The organism is Kitasatospora sp. NPDC057965 (assembly GCF_042887135.1).
GTDB lineage: Bacteria > Actinomycetota > Actinomycetes > Streptomycetales > Streptomycetaceae > Kitasatospora.
In genome coordinates this window covers 21828-38660 of sequence record NZ_JBHVPZ010000001.1, presented here as the reverse complement: position 1 = coordinate 38660, position 16833 = coordinate 21828, and the positions used below count along the sequence as shown (strand labels likewise).

The 16833-nt window shown below is 72.7% G+C and carries 12 protein-coding genes; 6 read left to right on the top strand and 6 right to left on the bottom strand.

What is annotated here, in order from left to right:
- Positions 1 to 78: 78 nt before the first annotated feature.
- From ACFVVU_RS00135 to deoC, 4 genes are all read right to left on the bottom strand, one after another.
- Complete coding sequence (locus ACFVVU_RS00135) at positions 79 to 4662, bottom strand: DUF6603 domain-containing protein (RefSeq protein WP_387787109.1); 4584 nt, start codon at positions 4660 to 4662, stop codon at positions 79 to 81.
- Entirely contained in the window at positions 4659 to 6359 is a 1701-nt protein-coding gene (locus ACFVVU_RS00130) for a hypothetical protein (RefSeq protein ID WP_387787106.1), read from the bottom strand. Before ACFVVU_RS00130 ends, ACFVVU_RS00135 begins: the two co-directional genes overlap by 4 nt.
- Positions 6356 to 8470 carry a hypothetical protein gene (locus tag ACFVVU_RS00125; RefSeq protein WP_387787103.1) on the bottom strand — a complete coding sequence of 705 codons (2115 nt, stop codon included), beginning with the start codon at positions 8468 to 8470 and terminating at the stop codon, positions 6356 to 6358. The genes ACFVVU_RS00130 and ACFVVU_RS00125 overlap by 4 nt, the downstream gene beginning before the upstream one ends.
- A gap of 258 nt (positions 8471 to 8728) precedes the next feature.
- Positions 8729 to 9427, bottom strand: coding sequence for a deoxyribose-phosphate aldolase (deoC, locus tag ACFVVU_RS00120; protein WP_387787100.1), 699 nt, complete (start codon positions 9425 to 9427; stop codon positions 8729 to 8731).
- Between the two features lie 398 nt (positions 9428 to 9825).
- Between deoC and ACFVVU_RS00115 the strand changes: the two genes are divergently transcribed.
- Together ACFVVU_RS00115 and ACFVVU_RS00110 are read left to right on the top strand one after the other, a co-directional pair.
- Entirely contained in the window at positions 9826 to 10995 is a 1170-nt protein-coding gene (locus ACFVVU_RS00115) for a zinc-binding dehydrogenase (protein WP_387787097.1), read from the top strand.
- Positions 10992 to 11960 (top strand): Gfo/Idh/MocA family protein, encoded by a 969-nt coding sequence (locus tag ACFVVU_RS00110; protein ID WP_380678893.1) that lies wholly within the window; start codon positions 10992 to 10994, stop codon positions 11958 to 11960. The genes ACFVVU_RS00115 and ACFVVU_RS00110 overlap by 4 nt, the downstream gene beginning before the upstream one ends.
- A gap of 45 nt (positions 11961 to 12005) precedes the next feature.
- Here the strand turns inward: ACFVVU_RS00110 and ACFVVU_RS00105 are convergent, their stop codons facing one another.
- Entirely contained in the window at positions 12006 to 12611 is a 606-nt protein-coding gene (locus ACFVVU_RS00105) for a DUF1349 domain-containing protein (protein WP_380678890.1), read from the bottom strand.
- A 248-nt stretch (positions 12612 to 12859) separates the two neighbouring features.
- On the opposite strand from ACFVVU_RS00105, the gene ACFVVU_RS00100 reads away from it, so the two are divergent.
- The 4 genes from ACFVVU_RS00100 (at position 12860) to ACFVVU_RS00085 (ending at position 15180) form a co-directional block, all read left to right on the top strand.
- Positions 12860 to 13243 (top strand): hypothetical protein, encoded by a 384-nt coding sequence (locus ACFVVU_RS00100; protein ID WP_387787094.1) that lies wholly within the window; start codon positions 12860 to 12862, stop codon positions 13241 to 13243.
- Positions 13240 to 14241, top strand: a complete 1002-nt coding sequence (locus ACFVVU_RS00095) for a hypothetical protein (protein WP_387787091.1) — start codon at positions 13240 to 13242, stop codon at positions 14239 to 14241. Before ACFVVU_RS00100 ends, ACFVVU_RS00095 begins: the two co-directional genes overlap by 4 nt.
- Positions 14242 to 14275: 34 nt before the next feature.
- Positions 14276 to 14704: a roadblock/LC7 domain-containing protein gene (locus tag ACFVVU_RS00090; RefSeq protein WP_380678881.1), complete on the top strand. Its 429-nt coding sequence runs from the start codon at positions 14276 to 14278 to the stop codon at positions 14702 to 14704.
- A 101-nt stretch (positions 14705 to 14805) separates the two neighbouring features.
- The gene (locus ACFVVU_RS00085) at positions 14806 to 15180 is read left to right on the top strand and encodes a hypothetical protein (protein ID WP_387787089.1); all 375 of its coding nucleotides are present in this window, start codon (positions 14806 to 14808) and stop codon (positions 15178 to 15180) included.
- Positions 15181 to 15261: 81 nt separating this feature from the next.
- On the opposite strand, the gene ACFVVU_RS00080 is transcribed toward ACFVVU_RS00085, so the two are convergent.
- Positions 15262 to 16698 carry an aminopeptidase P family protein gene (locus ACFVVU_RS00080; protein ID WP_387787086.1) on the bottom strand — a complete coding sequence of 479 codons (1437 nt, stop codon included), beginning with the start codon at positions 16696 to 16698 and terminating at the stop codon, positions 15262 to 15264.
- Positions 16699 to 16833: the final 135 nt, after the last annotated feature.

Genomic DNA, 16833 nt, shown 5'->3' with positions numbered 1-16833 from the left:
CGATGCGTGCCTGTCGATGCGTGCCTGTCGATGCGTTCCGGTCGCCGTGTTCCGGTCGCCGTGTTCCGGTCGATGCGTTCACGGGGTGAAGATCTCGGCGGTGTCCGTCAGGACATCCGCGCCGCCGGGTGCCGCCGTGCCGGCGAGGACGCGGCCACCGGTGGTGAGGACCCGTCCGTCGGAGAGCGCCAGGGCGGTGAAGTCCCAGCGGCCGGCGGCCAGTCCGCCGGTCGGGGACCAGGTGTCCGCGGCGGGGTCGTAGGTGACGGTGCCGCGGAATCCCGCGTGGTCGCCCGGAGCGCCGGTCCCGCCGAGGACGAGCACCTTGCCGGTGGACAGCAGGACGGCCCGGTGCCGGCTGCGCCCGCCGGGCATGGGCGAGACGGTGGTCCACTGGCCGGTGGTGGGGTCGTAGAGCTCGGCGGTGGCCAGGCTGCCGGCGCGGTACCGGCCGCGGGGACGGCCGGTGGGGGTGTCACCGCCGGTGACCAGGACCCGGCCGTCGGGCAGCAGGGTCGCCTGGTGGCCGACGCGTGCGGTGGTGAGGCTGCCCGTGGGCTTCCAGGTGCCGGCGGCGGGATCGTACAGCTCGCAGTAGGCGAGGGCCGCGGGCCCGCGGCCGGTGGACACCGTGCCCCCGACGACCAGGACGGAGCCGTTCCTCAGTGCCACCGCCCGGTGCCCGGTGCGGGCGTCCGTCATCGGCCCGGCGGCGCTCCAGGTGCCGGCGGTGGGGTCGAACAGCTCGGCGGAGGCCAGGGCGACGGGTTCCGCTCCACGGGCACCGGTGCCGCCCGCGGCCAGGACGCGCCCGGAGGCGAGGGCCGTGACGGAGTGCCCGTACCGAGCGGTCTTCATGGCCCCGGGGAGCGTCGACCAGGTCCCGGCGACGGGGTCGTAGCCCTCGGCGGACTTCAGGGCCGCGCCGTCCGGGCCGATCCCGCCGACGGCCAGGACGCCGCCGCTGCCCAGCCTGACCAGGCCGTGCCGCCGACGGCCGGTGCGCAGCCGGCCCGCCTGGGTCCAGGTGCCGCTGACCGGGTCGAACAGCAGGCTGTCGGTCCGAGCACCCCCGGTCTCGTCCGTGCCGCCGGCCAGCAGGACCCGGCCCGTCGCCAGCAGGACGGCGGTGTCCGTGCCCGTGTCGGCCGCGAGGGCCGTCGGGATGTTCGCCGCGCCGGTCCATCCGCCGGGGGTGGCCGGAGTGCCCACCGTCTCCGACCGGGGGATGACGTGCAGGGTGCCCTGCCGGCGCGGGTCGGCGTCCTCCATCGCGGCGAGCGCGTCGGTCGCGGCGGCCTGGCTGAGGAAACTGGCCGGGGCGTCGGCGAAGGCGGGCGTGCCGGGCGAGAACGCCGTCCGGTTGTTGCGCCGGTACGCGACGGCGTAGCGCGGCCCGGTCACCCGCAGGACGTCGTCGGCGAACGGCTGGCGCAGGGTGGCCTCGTGCTGGGAGAGCGCGGAGCGGCCGGTACTGCTGCCGCCGAGGAGCTGCTGGAACACGGCCGGGCTGGCCGCGTAGAGCCGCTTGGCCGCCGCCGGCGCGGGCGGGTCCGGGATGCGTGTCCGGCCCTCGGCCCGGAGGGTCGCGGGGCGGCGCCTGCTGTCGATCACGATCATCTCGTACCGGGCGCTGCGGCGGGCGGCGCGGGCGGAGGCGAGCGTCCCCTGGAGGGGGGTCAGCTCCAGCCCGGCGTCCTGGTCCTCGTAGGCGGGGCGGCTCAGCTTCGCCGCGTCGTCCATGTCCTGGAACTGGGCCATGGCGAACCGGTCGGTGGTGGTCGAGGCCTGCGTCAGACCGCTGTCCGGGGCCGGTGCGACATTGAAGCGGTGTCCGGTGAGCGGCCGTTGGGCCCCGACCCGGTCCACGCGCACGTGCAGCGGGATCACGCGCTGCCGGATGAACAGCGTGCCGAGCGGGTGCAGGACCAGGCCCTCCGTGGCGGGCAGGGTGCGCAGATTGACCAGTGCCTGGCTGCCGCCGCTGGGCAGCTCGGTCCGCCAGCCCTCCACCTTGCCGATCTCGTCGCCGAGCAGGGCGAGGGCGTCGACCGGGGGGAGCGTGGGGTTGTGGCTGTCGCCCCAGGTCAGGTCGAAGTTCGCGGAGATCTCGAAGAAGAGCAGCGAGATCGATCCGCGACCGTGGGCCCGCCAGGGCGCCGGGCCCTCCAGCTGGAACCGGAGGTGCACGCCGAAGACACCGACGCCGAAGGCCTTCAGCGTGAGGTCGACCGCGATGTCGATGGTGAAGGCGAACGGGGAGAACCGGAACAGGGCGTCGAAGGCGAGGTGCCCCTGGAGCCCGAAGTCGTCGAAGCCCAGGACGAGTTCCGCCTGGGCTCCGAACTGCACGCTGTTGCTGGTGACCGCGAAGTAGCCGCTGACCCGGATGAGGGCGGTGGGCGTGTGGATGATGTCGACCGCGATGCGCGGCGGGACCGGGAAGGGCAGCGGAGGCGGTCGGAACGACGGATGGAAACCGCCGACGGACAGGACGAAGTCTCCCCCGCCCCAGCCGATGAGCAGGCCCATCCCGCCCTCGATGGTCATGATCAGGATGCGCGATTCGAACAACTGGGCGTAGAACCAGAGCCGTTGCTTGTCGAACTCGATCGCTCCGACGAAGTTGACCTGGAGGACGAGGAGGGGCAGGTCCTCGGCGGGAAGGCTGCAGCGCAGGACGCCGACGATGGCGATGTTCCCGGGGATCTCGACGATGACGCCGACGGAGACGCTGATCAGGGTGGGAGTGCCCCAGCCGATCTTCGCCATCGGCCCGACCAGGAACGTCCCCTCCTGAGGGGGGAAGAAGGCCCGCAGGTCGCTGAGGATGCGCGGCGCGTTGGCCACCACGTCCTTGGGGAACATCACCGACTCGATGGCGCCGGTGCGGACGCCCTCCGTGAGCGCGGTCAGGTTCATCCCCCGGTTCAGGCCGAGCAGCCCGCCGACCGCGAGCAGGGTGAACCCGTACCCCAGTTGCAGGCCGATGCCGCCGAACTCGGCCGTCAGCACCAGCAGCAGGGAGAAGCCCGGAGTTCCGTCGGGCATCCGGGTCGAGAGGAGTCCGATCGCCTTGACGTCGATGAACCCGGCCAGGCGCAGGGCCAGCGTCCCGGCGTACTCGTGGCGGTCCGCGTCGTAGCCCAGGAAGCCGCCGCCGCTGACGAACTGGAGGTCCAGCGCGAGGCCGACACCCGTCGGGGGCCGGAAGTCCGGGCGGATGTCGACCGGCCCCAGGTTGCCCTTGCCGAGCGGGGCGAGGACCACGGGGATGTCGGTGCCCAGGCCCTGGACGACGGCCGAGACGGGGCCGAGGCTCCCCTTCACGTCGGCGGTCAGGCCGAGGGCGAAGGTGCCGTCCTTGATGCCCAGGGTCAGGGTGAGCGCGCTGAGGTCGACCGGGCCCAGCCCGATGTGGGAGGCCAGCTGCACCTCCAGGCCGCCGCTGCCCTCGAAGCGCAGGCCGTCGGCCGCCGTGAACCGGGCGCCCAGCTCGAAGGCGCTCTCGATGCGCACGTCCTTCAGCAGGGTCGCGAGGAAGCCGTCGCTGTCGTCGCCGAGGGTGATGAGGACCTTGCCGCGCTGGAGCTGGAGGCCGAGGCCGATGTCGAGGCCGCCGTCCGGCCGGGCCCGCAGCCGCACGGTGGAGTCGACCTGTTCGACCGACACCCTGCTGCCGCCGGGGAGCGACACCAGCAGCAGCGGGTCGTCCGGGTCGCGGCGGTAGCTGTGGACGACCTCCGCCGTCGCCGAGACGGTCGCACCCGGCGGGGGCTCGACCGCCGACGCACCGGGCCGCAGGACGAGGGTGGTTCCCGCCGGCACGTCCGCGTCCAGGCTGACGGTGAGCGTCCAGGCCCCGCCGGACTGCTCCAGCGTGCCCTTGGCCAGGCCGGCCGGCAGCGCGAGGGCGATGCCGTGCGGCTGGACGTCGGTGCGCGGCACGAGGACCGCGAACACCAGGTCGAGCGTCGGCGGCGTGGTGGTGGTGTCCAGGAGCGAGGGCAGCCCGGCCTGGGCGGCCAGCCGGTCGAGCACGGTGAGGATCTTCAGCCCGTCGAAGCCCGGCGTGCCCCAGTCGTACAGCGCGCCCAGCTGCGCCAGGGGGTTCTGCAGCCAGCCCCCGAGGCGCTCCAGGTGCAGGGTGTTCTCGGTGAAGAACGGCTTCTGCGGATCGAACAGGCCGGTGTTGTGGTCGGTGCGCACCAGGACACCGGAGAATTCGAGGAGCTCGTCGACACCCTGGCCGCCCTCCAGGTGCTTGACGAGCAGCAGGTTGAACAGCCGCTCCGGCAGGTTCGGGAGGATCTGGTCGGCGCCCGGCAGGTTCAGCGCGGCCAGCGCGGACTTGAGCCCGTCGAATCCGGAGACGATCGTGTTGACCTGCCCGCCGATCTGGACGAGCTGCTGCAGGACGTCGCCCCACTTCTCCGCGGCGACGGCGACCTGCAGGGTGTCGAGCAGCTCGCCCAGGAATCCGACGGCGCCGGTGGTGGTGCCCAGGGTCGGCGCGAGGGCGGCCGCCTGCGCGTCGGTCAGCGGCAGGCCGACGTCCGCGAAGAACTCCCGGGCGCCCTGCTGGCTCAGGCCGGTCAGCGGGGACAGCAGCGTGCCGAGCTGGCCGACCAGGATCTCCAGCGTGCCGCGCCGGCCGGTCATGACCGGCCTCCCGGCCGGGCGAGCGCCGCGGGCACGTCGTGCAGGGTGTCCACCGACAGCAGCGCCCCGATCACCGGCCGCCCGTAGCGCTCCAGGTCCCGGCGGAGCGGCGGGGTGGCGTACTGGATGAGCAACGGCAGCATGCCGTCGACCAGTTGGGCACGGCTGACGCCGTTGATGCGGTCGGGAACAGGGTGCCCGGGATGCTCGGCGCCCCGCACGCAGTGGTGGTAGAAGGCGGGTCCCTGCAGGGCGTGCCAGACCGCGGCCACCTGGCGCACCGAGGTCAGCAGCCGTCGCACCTCCTTCTGGTGCTGCGGGATCTTGCCCAGCAGGAGCCGGCCGAGCACGCTGGTGCGCAGTTGCCCGCGCAGCTCCTCCGCGGTGCGTCGCCGGGCCAGTTCGGCAGCGGTCGCCGGCCCCCGCAGCAGGAGGGGCGACGGACTTCCGGCGCTGGGGACCGTGCCCGACCAGCCCTGGTCCGCCGCCGGGATCGACAGCTGGAGGAAGCTGAGAACCTTGGCGATGGGGGTGGCGATCGCGAGGTTGCCGATGCTGGCGAACTCGATGGCGCTGCGGTCGAGCTTGAAGAACTCGTCGATCGGGCCGGCACGGATGATCATGGCGATGATCATGTTGTCGTGGTTGATCACCATGCTGCCCGAGTCGCCGCCCTCGAAGGTCAGCTCCTCGCCGTTGCGATAGCTGTCGTTCAACGACTGGCCGGGAACGGGGCTCGGCCTGGGCAGGATCAGGAACTGGTTCACGTTCGCCTTCGAGCCCGCCCCGTGGTCTCTGGCGTCGGAGATCCCGACCGTGAAGACGAGCTCGTCAGGGTCGTCCTGCGTGGCCTTGTGGCTGAGCATCGTGCCGAACTTCAGCCGGCCGTTGACGGCGTTGTAGATCCGCACGTACTGCTGGTCGCTCGGCAACGTACCTGTTTGAGGCCCCGGGACGATGCCGTGCCCGTCGGTGACAGCGCCCTTGAGGGGAATGGTGGTCGTCGAGCCGCCGAGGTCGACCTGCCAGGCGTTGTGGAACTTCACTCCGGGGTCGAGTCTCGCCGTCGCGCAGTCGTACTCGCTGGCATGGCCGTTCACCGCGGTTCCCATGACCCGGACCTTCGCCGGAATCCAGTTGAAGCCGCCGGTCCAGGTGCCGTCGTGGTACCCGCCCACCCATTCGTTGTTCTCGGCGGGCTGGGCCTTGACGCTCCGGTCGTAGACGGGCGTGCCGATCCGAACGCCGTTGGAACAGCACTTGCTGTACTTGGGTGTGTAGACGGCGAGGTCGTCGATGATCCTGAAGCCCGGGAACAGGACATGGGAGCAGGTCAGCAGGACGGTCTTGCCGCTGCTGTCCTGCGCGAAGCAGCCGAGGGTGCCCTCGCCCTCGTTGTGATTGGTCTCGATGCTCGCGCCGGCCGTGACGAAGGGCGCGTCGGCGGTCCGGACACTCGTACGGGCGGTCACGACGTGCACGGGCAGACCGAGCAACGCCGTCGGCACCCCGTCGCGGGCTGCGTCCTGGCCGTCTCGCACATAGACGCGCCAGACGAGTGCGGTGCTGTCGGTGTCCGCCACCCCGAGACCCACGCCCTCCACCTCGGGGAGCGTGCTCAGGGCCTCCCTGACCTGGGGCAGCAGCTGCCGCCAGTCGGTCGCGGTGGCGGTGGCGGTCGCGGTGGCGGATGTCATACCGGCTCCTCCCGTCGTGGTGCGTCCTGGGCGGCGGCGCCGGGTGGCAACGCCCCCACGGGATCGACGCCGAGTCGGTTCAGCAAGGGTTCCGCCGGGCAGGCGACGCCGTCACCGGCGGCCGTGGCGCCCCACAGCAGGCCGAGCACGCGCCCCCGGTCGTCCAGGAGCGGGGCGCCCGAGTCGCCCGGCGCCGAGAACGCCCGGCTCGGATCGCGGGACGCGACCAGCAGCTGTCCCGGCGCCGTCCATTCCCGCCCGTCGATGAACGGGCGGTCCGGGTAGGCGACATCGAGCACCGTGCCCCGCGTCAGACCCGTCGCCGCGCCCCTCTTGTGCGCCGCGGCGCCGGGTTCGGCCCGCCCGGCCGCGGTGGGCCACGCACCCGCGAGGGCGTCGCGCAGCCATGCGGGCCGGTTCGGCGCGTCGTCCAGTTCGACGAGCGCGCCGTCCACGTAGCAGGCCTCTCCGGCGAACTCCACCAGCCCCAGGTGCCCGCGCCGGGCGCGCCCGAGCGGGGCCGGCTCGACGGGACCGGCCGGGTCTGCGGGGTCGGCCGAGAGGGGCAGGGCCCACACAATGTCGCCCTCCTCCGCCCCGGCCCCGTAGACGACGTGATGGCTCGCCAGGAGGTACGTGACGCCCCGGCTGTCGCGGACCAGGACACCGGCGACGCCCGGCACCCCGCGCGCGTTCACGATCCGTACGGCCGCCGGCGGCGTGGAGTCCGCGAGCTCCAGGAGGTCGAGGAGGGACGTGGTGCGTCCGGCGAGGTCGAGCACCCGGTCCTGGTGCGCGGCGATGTCGGCGCGCAGGGACGCGCTGCCCTCGGCCAGAAGCACGTCCCTCATCGCGAGCAGCGCCTGCAGCGGACTGACGCCGTCGATCACCGTGGGCAACGGCCATCGCGGCTGGTCGGCGGTGTTCAGCGCGTGGTTGACGAAGGCGGGCCCCTTGCAGCGGTGCCAGGTCACCATCACCCGGCGGTTGTGGTGCACCAGGCGACGCACCTCGTGCATGTGCCGGCGGACCAGTGCTCCGAGCCGGGCCCCGAGTTCGCTGCCCTCCACCGCCGCCCAGGCGCTGCGGACGGCCGACCAGTCCACGGGCCGTGCGCGGGTGATGGCCGTGCCGGGTGCGGCGACCGGGCGGCCCGCGGAGCTCAGCGCGGCCGGGAGCAGTTCCACCTGCCGGAGCCTGAACACCGGGTCGATGAAGAGGCAGTGGGACAGGCCGGTCAGGATGTCCACCGGCGCGGACTGCCCCACCACGTAGATCTGCTTGGTGACTCCGCTGGTGAGAAGGCCGACGACCTTGCCGTTGCTGTCGACGATCGGCGCGCCCGAGTCGCCCGGTTCGGAGAACTGTGCGCTCTTGACGACCACCGTGGGCGTGTCGGTGGAACCCCCGGGCATGGCATCCACTCCCGGACCGCTGAGATCCGCCGCGATGGAGGCCGGGGTACTGGTGGGGTCGTCGGTCTTGTACCGATTCATGTCCAGCTTGTACTCATGGACCGACTGACCCGCGGACGCCGCCACCTGGACCTCGAACAGCCAGGCCTGCCCGTCGACCACGGCGTCGCCGACCTTTTCCTTGATCGGCACCTTCCGCAGAGCGGCGATCGTGCCCGCGGTGAGGCCGGTCTTCGCGCCGTACTTCCGCACCGCGATCTGGCGTGCCGCCGGCAGGGGTCCGTCGGTCGGTTCGGCGGCGGAGAGCGACCATTCGGAGACGAGGTCACGGACCCCGGAGATCTTCCCGATCTTCGGCACGTCGTTCGACGCCGCCGCGTCGCTGCCCAGCTCGACCAGCGCGGCGTCCACGGCGAAGTCGACCCGGCCGATCGTGATCTTGTTCTGGATCGCCTTGGACACGAGCTGCAGCATCGTGCCGCCCACGACGTTCCCGATCGGCTTGCTGCATTCGAAGCCGCAGCAGGTGCTCAACTCGGGCGAGTACACCAGGTTGACATCCGGCGCCGTCGTATCCCCCGGAGCCAGGCCGAGCACGTGGCCGCAGGTGAGGACATAACGGCCCGCTCCCCCGGTCCTGCGGACGATCAGTCCGGCGGAGCCGGTGTCGAGCGCGCCCGCCTTGCCCCGCGTCACCCGATCGCCCGCGTGAACGCTGGGCGAGCTGGAGTGCGGCACCGCGCGTTCGCAGAGTCGGCCGCCCGGACGGCCGCACCTGCACGGGGGCGTGCATGGGTTCATCGACGCCCTCGCAGAGTGCTGGACCGGTCACACGTCGTGACCGCCATTGCACCCCCCGACCGCCGCGCCGCACAAGCGCCTGTCCGGGTGAAACTGCGGGAGGCCGGCCGGCCCCGGTGACGCTCCGGCCCGTTCGGCGGCAGGTCCGCGCTGTCAGGTCGCGGCGGCGCGGCGGGCGGCCAGGTCGTCCAGGATGGCGGCCGTGGCGGTGGCGCCGAAGCGTGAGGCTCCGGCCCCGACCATCTCCAGCAGCAGGTCGAGGGTGCGCACGCCGCCGGCGGCCTTGACCTTCATCCGGGGTGGCACGTTGGCCCGCATCAGCCGGATGTCCTCCACCGTCGCGCCGGACGGGGCGAAGCCGGTGGACGTCTTCACGTAGTCGGCGCCGGCCTCGTCGCTCAGCCGGCAGGCCCGGATCTTCTCGTCGGTGGTGAGGTAGGCGTTCTCGAAGATCACCTTCACCAGGGCCCGGGCCTCCCGGGCGGCCTGGACGACGGCGTGGATGTCCTCGGCCACGGTGTCGTCCTCGCCACCGCGCAGGCGCCCGATGCAGAGCACCATGTCGAGTTCATGGGCACCGTCCGCCAGTGCCGCCCGGGCTTCGGCCACCTTGACGGCGGTGAGCGAGGCGCCGTGCGGGAAGCCGACGACGGTGCCGACGAGCACTCCGGTGTCGGAGAGCTCCTTGGCGGCCCTGGCCACGTCGACCGGCTTCACACAGACCGAGGCCACGTCGTAGCGGGCGGCGAGTGCGCAGCCTTCGAGCAGATCTTGCGTGGTCAGCTCGGGCCGCAGCAGCGAGTGATCGATCATCTTCGCGACGTCGTGAACGTCGACATCGGTGTGGTCCACAGGACTGTCCCGGATGTGTGCGCAGCGGATGTTCATCGGGCATCGGCGCGCGGCCCGATCGCTTGACCGGTCGGGTCGCACCGCCGTGGGACACCTCGGAGAGGTCGACAGGGCAACGGGCCTCACGGGGCACCTCGCCTCCAACGTAACAAGTGCCGACGGCCGCCACCAGCGGAAACGACCCCGCCTCGGCTCAAACCGCCGCGTTCGGAATTCACCCGTTCGGACAGCCCGGCGCGCCCTTCGTTGACCCGGCTGGAAGCATCGGCAGCGATTCCCGATTCCGCCGACGTCACCGCACCCGGTTTCCGGCACCCCGGAAACCCACGCCCGAGCCTGGGCCCGCCCCGGTCCTGACGTCGCCGCTCACGAACCCACCCGCCGTTTGGAGGGCTGCCGTGTTCGCCTATCAGATGAACGCACCCGGCGAACTCGCCCGCACCGCCGTTCCCGACCCGGTCTGCGGGCCCGACGAAATCGTGCTGCACACCGAGGCCGTCTCGATCTGCTCCACGGACGTCTCGTACTTCCGCGGCCACATCACCCCCGAATCGTGGCCCATCGTTCCGGGGCACGAGTACGTCGGCCGGGTCGTCGACGTGGGGCGCCGGCTCGCGGGCGACGTGCGGACCGGTGACCGCATCGCCTACTGGGGACAGACCGACTTCGACGGGATGGCCGAGTACCGCTTGCTCCGGCCGCTCTTCGCGGGCCGGCCCGATCTGGAGACCGCCTGGTACACCAAGCGCAACTTCTACGACGCCGCCCAGGCCGCGGTCGTCGCCATACCGGCCGACGTCCCCACCGACCTGGCGTCCGTGGTCGAGCCCCTCACCTCGGTGCTCCGCTCGATCCTGCTCAATCCCTGCCGCCCCGGTGACGTCTGCGTGGTCCTGGGCTGCGGCCCGAGCGCGCTGCTGGCCGTCCAGGTCCTGAACGCGTACCTGGGGGCCGGCTCGGTGACGGTGCTGGACCGCAGCGACCCGCGACTGGCCACCGCCCTGGTGCACGGCGCGTCGTCCGCCTTCAACACCGAGACCCAGGCGGCCGAGCTCGACGCGTTCGTCCACGAGCACCACGACCAGTACGCGGACTACGTCTTCGACGCGCTGCCGCACATCGACTCCTCCGCGACGACGACCGGCAAGGACATCCGCGAACTGGCCATGGGACTGCTCCGGCCGGGCGGGACGTACGTCATCTTCGGCGCGACCTCCGTCCCGCAGCGCATCAGCACCTGGCTGATCCTCGCCAAGGGTCTGCAACTGCGCTCCACCCCGTTCGACGTGCGCCTGTTCTCCATGTCCCGGTCCGCCAACGTCATGAACGTCGCGTTGCGCATGCTCAGGACCGGCCTCGTGGACGCCCGGCCGTTGATCACCGACCGGGTCGCCCTGAGCGACGCGGGCGATGTGCGGCGGGTGTTCCTGGAGTACGGCGCCGGCCCGTCGATGAAGACGTCCATGCTCGCCCCCGAGCTCCTGCGACAGTGCCGGGAACGGCAGTCGGACCCCCTGGGCCTGCGGGCCACGGTCCCCGAACGGCCGCGGACGAAGGAGTCGACATGACGAACTGGGGTTTCCTCGGCGCGGGTTCGATCGCCAACTCCAGCCTCGCGCCGGCGGTGCACGCGGACCCCGGCGCCACCCTGCACTCGGTGGCGTCGAGCAGCCCCGAACGGGCCCGCGCGCTGGGCCCGCGCAAGGCCTATTCCTCCTACGAGGCGCTGCTCCGCGACTCCGACGTGGACGTCGTCTACATCGCCCTCCACAACAGCGCCCACTGCGGCTGGACCGAGGCGGCCCTGCGCGCCGGCAAGCACGTCGTCTGCGAGAAGCCCCTGGGGCTGTCCGCCACCGAGGTCGACACCATGGTCCGCGCCGCCGCCGACACCGGCCGGCTGCTCGTCGAAGCGGCCTGGAACCGCTGGCACCCGCGGACCCGCGACCTGGAGTCCATGATCGCGAGCGGCACGATCGGCACCGTCACCGGCGTCACGGCGCGGTTCGACGGTCTGGCGCCGTCCCCGGGGAACTACCGCCGCGACCCCGCCCTGGGTGGCGGCGCCCTCCTGGACGTCGGCTACTACGCCGTGTCCGCCACCCTGGCCGCCTTCGGCTGGCTGGCCCCCAAGGTGGTGTGGGCGAAGCAGGACCGCTGGGACATCGGCTCGGCGGACCGCGAGTCGTCATGCCTGCTGGAGTTCCCCGGCGGCGGTGTCGCCGAGATCCACTGTTCGCTGAACGGTTCCCACGCCGAGGAGTTCACCGTCACCGGAGCGACCGGCGAGCTCGGGCTGTCGGCACCGGCCTTCTGCGCGGCCACGGCCCCCGCCGTGCTCACCGGCGCCGGCCGGCCGCCCCGCACCTACCCGGCCCTCGACCCGTACCGCTTCATGGTCCGGGCCGTGGAGAAGGCCGTCACGGGGCGCCCCGGATACCTCGTCCCCCTCGCGGAGTCCCGGCTCATCGCCTCCACCATCGACGCCGTCAGGAGCCACTGCCTCGCGGGGTCCGACCAGGCGGACGGCTGACGGCTTCTCGCCGGGCCCGCGGGCGCGCGTCGGACGGACGCTCGTTCAGGAGTCCGCCGGCAGGTGCAGGGCGGAGTCGGCCGGCCCCTGGGTGAACCGGGTGAAGCGGACGCGCAGGCCGTCCCGCTCGGGTGAGCAGCAGAAGGGGCCGGCCGTCGCGGGGGCGTCCGGGGCCAGCGGCGCCAACCGGACCAGCTGCCAGGGGCCGCTCCCGGAGCGGGCGCGGATCGTCACGGCGTCCCCGCTGCGGCTGGCGCGCACGGTCACCTCCTGTCCCCGCCAGTCGGGAACCGGGGCCAGCGACCAGTCCGAGACACCCCGGGTGACGACCGCCCCCACGTGCGGGACGCCGTCGTTCATCTCGACCCCGGCCTTGATCCACGTCCCGGCGTCGACGCGGATCATCAGACCGGCCTGGTCGTACAGCGTGTCGAAGTCCGCGACGAAGGTCACCTCGGTCGCGCCGCCCTGCGGAAATCCACTGAGCAGGGCGTGCCCGTCATCGCGGACGAACCCGTAGCCGGTGGTGCGCCAGAAGTCGCTGCGTCGACGCGCGGTGACGACAAGACCGCTGCCGTCGGCCTCCGTGCGCTCGGGCTGGTTGAGCCAGGTGGCCTCGTGCCAGTCGACTGCGTGTTGTGGCTGCTGCACGGACTGCCCTTCCGATCCCCGCCCTCGGCCGTCTCCGGCCCGCCGACCTGCGGCGGAGCCGATGGCTCGGCAGAGAATGGCTGAAATTGTGTCCTTATGGTGTGAATATGCCACTGGCACGTTCAATGCGGCGAATCCGACATTACCCTTCCGAGTCGGACATGCCACCAGCCGCGGCATTCCGGTCGGCACGCGGTGGCCCCGCCCCACCGCGCCGTTCCCTCCCCGAACCCTCCGAAGGAGCCCCAGTGCCGGGTATCGACGAGTGCCTGACCCAGGCGATGGAGATCGCCGGGGCGCGCGCCGCGAGTCTGATCGACTGGAGCAGCGGGCTCGCCCTGGGCAGTGCCGGGGTCAGTCCGACCGGCGACCACGACACCACGGCGGCCGAGGCAACCGACCTGGTACGGGCGGCCGTTGAGGCCGCGACCTTCACCGCGGGGGAGGACCGCGAGGCGCCGATGCAGGACATCATCCTGACCGCCGACCACAGTTACCACCTGCTCTGCTTCATCGACACCGTCTTCGACAGCCGGCTCGTACTGCACCTCTGGCTCGACCGCTCCGAGGGCAACCTCGCCGGTGCCCGCTTCCGTCTCCAGGCGCTCACCAAGGACCTGGTGCTCGGATGACGGACACCGTCGCGAGCGACCTTCGGGCCGGTGCGGCGGTCGAACGGCTCGCCGGTGAACGCGCGACCGGCGCGCTGCGCGGCCCGGGCGGCGCCGTCTACCTCGTCGACGGCCTGGTCTCCCACGCCGAATCCGACCGTGCCCCCGACCTGGCCACCCTGCTCACCGCCTCCGGCCGACTCAGCCGTGCCGCCTGGCTGAAGGCGATCCACCGGTTCGGCGCGGACGCCCGGGTCGGCGAGGCACTGGTCGAACAGGGCCGGCTGACCCGCGGTGAGCTCGAACTCTGCCACCTCGGCGCGCTCTACGACGCCGCCTGCTTCCTGCTCGACTCCCCTGCGCCACCGGCCTCCTGGACCTTCACACCGGGGGTGCGGCACTGGCTCGGCCCGGTGGCCGCGGTCGGCGCCCACCGGCTGCGTCGGGAGGCCGAACGCCGGCGGCACCTGCTGGACCGGATCCTGCCCTCGGCCCTGTTCGACACCGCGCCGCTGTGCCGGGCGCCCGCGAACGCCGGGGCGGCCGGAGCGGTGCAGGCCGCCCCGGCCGCCGCCCTCGGACGCCACGCCCGCCGGGTCCGCCCGCCGACCCGGCGGCAGTGCGAGCTGCTCGACCACGCGGACGGCCGGACGACCCCGGCGGAGCTGGCCCGGCTGCTCGGCCGCTCCGGGTTCGCGACCACCGCGGACGTCCGTCGGCTCGCCGCCGCCGGCCTGTTGACCGGGGCCGCTCCGGTCCCGGTCCCGGTCCCGGCGGGTACGGTCCCGGCCGGTACGGGGTCGGCGGGTACGGGGTCGGCCGGCGAGCCTCCGGACGGCGCGGCCGACGGAGTGTCGACGCCGAGGACCCCCGGCGGCCTGCTCCGGCGCCGGCCGGGTGCGGCGCTCTCCGCCCTCGGCGGCGCCGCGACCGGCCCGGCCCCGGTTCCACTCCCGTCCACCCTCCCGGACATCACGCTGCTGATCCGGGTCCGCACCCTTCTGGAGGCCCGACTGTGAACCATGCTCCGCCCGCGACCCCGCCCTCACGGCCATGAGGCGGACGCTCATCAAGCAGCGTGCCGGAAGGAGACAACTGATCGCCTTGGAGACCGAACTGCTGACCGAACTCCGCGCCCTCAGGCAGCGGGTGCCGCATCTCGCGGGCGGCCTGGTCGCCAGTGCGGACGGCCTCCTGATCGCCCACGACACCCACGGGGCCGAACCCTCGGGCCTGGCGGCGATGAGCGCCGCCTCGCTCGGCCTGGCCCACCGGCTCGCCGACAGCACCGGACAGGGCGAGTTCCGGGAGTCGCTGGTCCGCGGCGAGCACGGCTACGTCGCCATCTACGCGGCCGGCGGCAGCTGCGTGCTCACCGTCCTCGCCCACCCGGAGGCCAACGTCGGCCGCCTGCACCTGGAGGCCCGCCGCTCCGCCCGGCGCATCGCCGAGCTGCTGAACGACACAACCGCTTCCGACTGATTCCTTCCGATTCACGACCAATCACTACCGACCACTACCGACCACTACCGACCCGCGACCGAATCCCCCCGATTCTCGTCCGACCACCTGGAGACACCACCATGACCGACGCCGCAGGCGCGCTGAAGCAGGCCATGACCACGATCGAGGGCGCCATCGGCGCGGCCCTGGTCGACTACAACAGCGGCATGGCGCTGGCCACCCTCGACGGCCCCGGCGGCCTCGACCTCAACGTGGCCGCCGCCGGGAACACCGACGTGGTCCGGGCCAAGATGCGCACCATGGACATGCTGGGCCTCACCGACGGGATCGAGGACATCCTCATCACCCTCACCACCCAGTACCACCTGATCCGCCCGCTCACCGACCACAGCGGCAAGGGCCTGTTCCTCTACCTGGCGCTGGACAAGAACCGGGCCAACCTGGCGATGGCCCGCCACCAGCTCACCAGGATCGAGGCGGACCTGGAGGTCTGACCCTCCTTCAGTCCCCTCCAGCCGGGCGGCGGACTCGCCCTGGTCACCGACGGCGACCAGGGCGGGTCCGCCGCCCCGGCGTCAGCCGCGCAGGTCGGCCAGCCAGGCCTCGACCTCGTCGGAGCGGCGGGGGAGGCCGATCGAGAGGTTCTCGCTGCCGTCCTCGGTGACCAGGAGGTCGTCCTCGATCCGCACGCCGATGCCGCGGTACTCCCGCGGCACCGTCAGATCGTTCTCCTGGAAGTAGAGGCCCGGCTCCACGGTGAGGACCATGCCCGGCTTCAGCAGGCCGTCGACGTGCTCCTCGGTGCGGGAGTGGGCGCAGTCGTGGACGTCGAGCCCCAGCATGTGGCCGGTGCCGGCCAGGGTGAAGCGGCGGTGCAGGCCCAGCTCGTAGACCTTGTCGGCGGTGAGGTCGCCGAACAGGCCCCAGGAGGTGAGGTGTTCGGCGAGCTCGCGCTGGGCGGCGTGGTGGAAGTCGCGGAAGTTCACGCCGGGCCTCACCGCCGCGATGCCCGCCTCCTGCGCCGCGTACACGGCGTCGTAGACCTTCCGCTGCACGTCGGTGAAGCGGCCGGAGACCGGCAGGGTGCGGGTCACGTCGGCGGTGTACAGCTGGTTGGTCTCCACGCCGGCGTCCAGCAGCAGCAGGTCGCCCGGGCGGGCCCGGCCGGTGTTGCGGACCCAGTGCAGGGTGGTGGCGTGCGGGCCGGCCGCGGCGATGGTGCTGTAGCCGACGTCGTTGCCCTCGATCCGGGCCCGGAGGAAGAAGGTGCCCTCGATCAGCCGCTCGGCCGTCTCGGCGTCGGCGGCGAGCACGCGCACCACGTCCTCGAAGCCGCGGGCGGTCGCCGCGCAGGCGAAGCGCAGCTCGGCGATCTCCCACGCGTCCTTGACCAGGCGCAGCCCGGACAGGAAGACCTCGAACTCCGCGTCCCGCTCGGCCGTGCCCTTGTCCCGCAGGGCCTTCTCCACGCCCGCGTCGTGGCCGCGCAGCACCCGGACCGGCCCGGCGGCCGCGGCCAGATCGGCGCGAACGGTGCGCACGTCCCGGCAGGGCAGGCCGAGCAGCTGCTCGCTCTCGGCCAGGCTGTCGCGGCGGCCGTCCCACAGCTCGCCGTGGCCGTCCAGCCAGAACTCGCCGTTGTCGGTCCGGGACCGGCCGCGCAGGTAGACCACGGCCCGGTGGCCGCTCTCCCCGGTGGGCTCCAGCACCAGCACGCCGTCCTGGCCGTGGTCGCCGGTCAGGTAGGCGTAGTCGGAGGACGGGCGGAACGGGTAGTCGGCGTCGTTGGACCGCACCTTGGGGTTGCCGGAGGGGACCACCAGCAGCTCGCCCGGGAAGGCGGCGGACAGCGCGGCGCGCCGGCGTTCGGTGTACGGGGCCTGCGCTATCGGCTCCAGACCGTGGCGCTCGGTGTCGGCCCAGCCCTGCTTCATGTTCTCGGCGAGTTCCTCGCTCACCCCGCGGGTGAGACCGTTCTTCCGGTACTTGACGGGCTCGGTGGGCTCGGTCACTGCGGACTCTCCAGGGAGGGTGGGGTGGGGGGGGGGGGCGGGGCGCCCGGTTCGTTGTGGCGGGGCCCCCCCCCCCCCCACGACTCCAGCACCACCACCGCCGCCGGCACCATGAACGCCGGCAGACTCCCACCC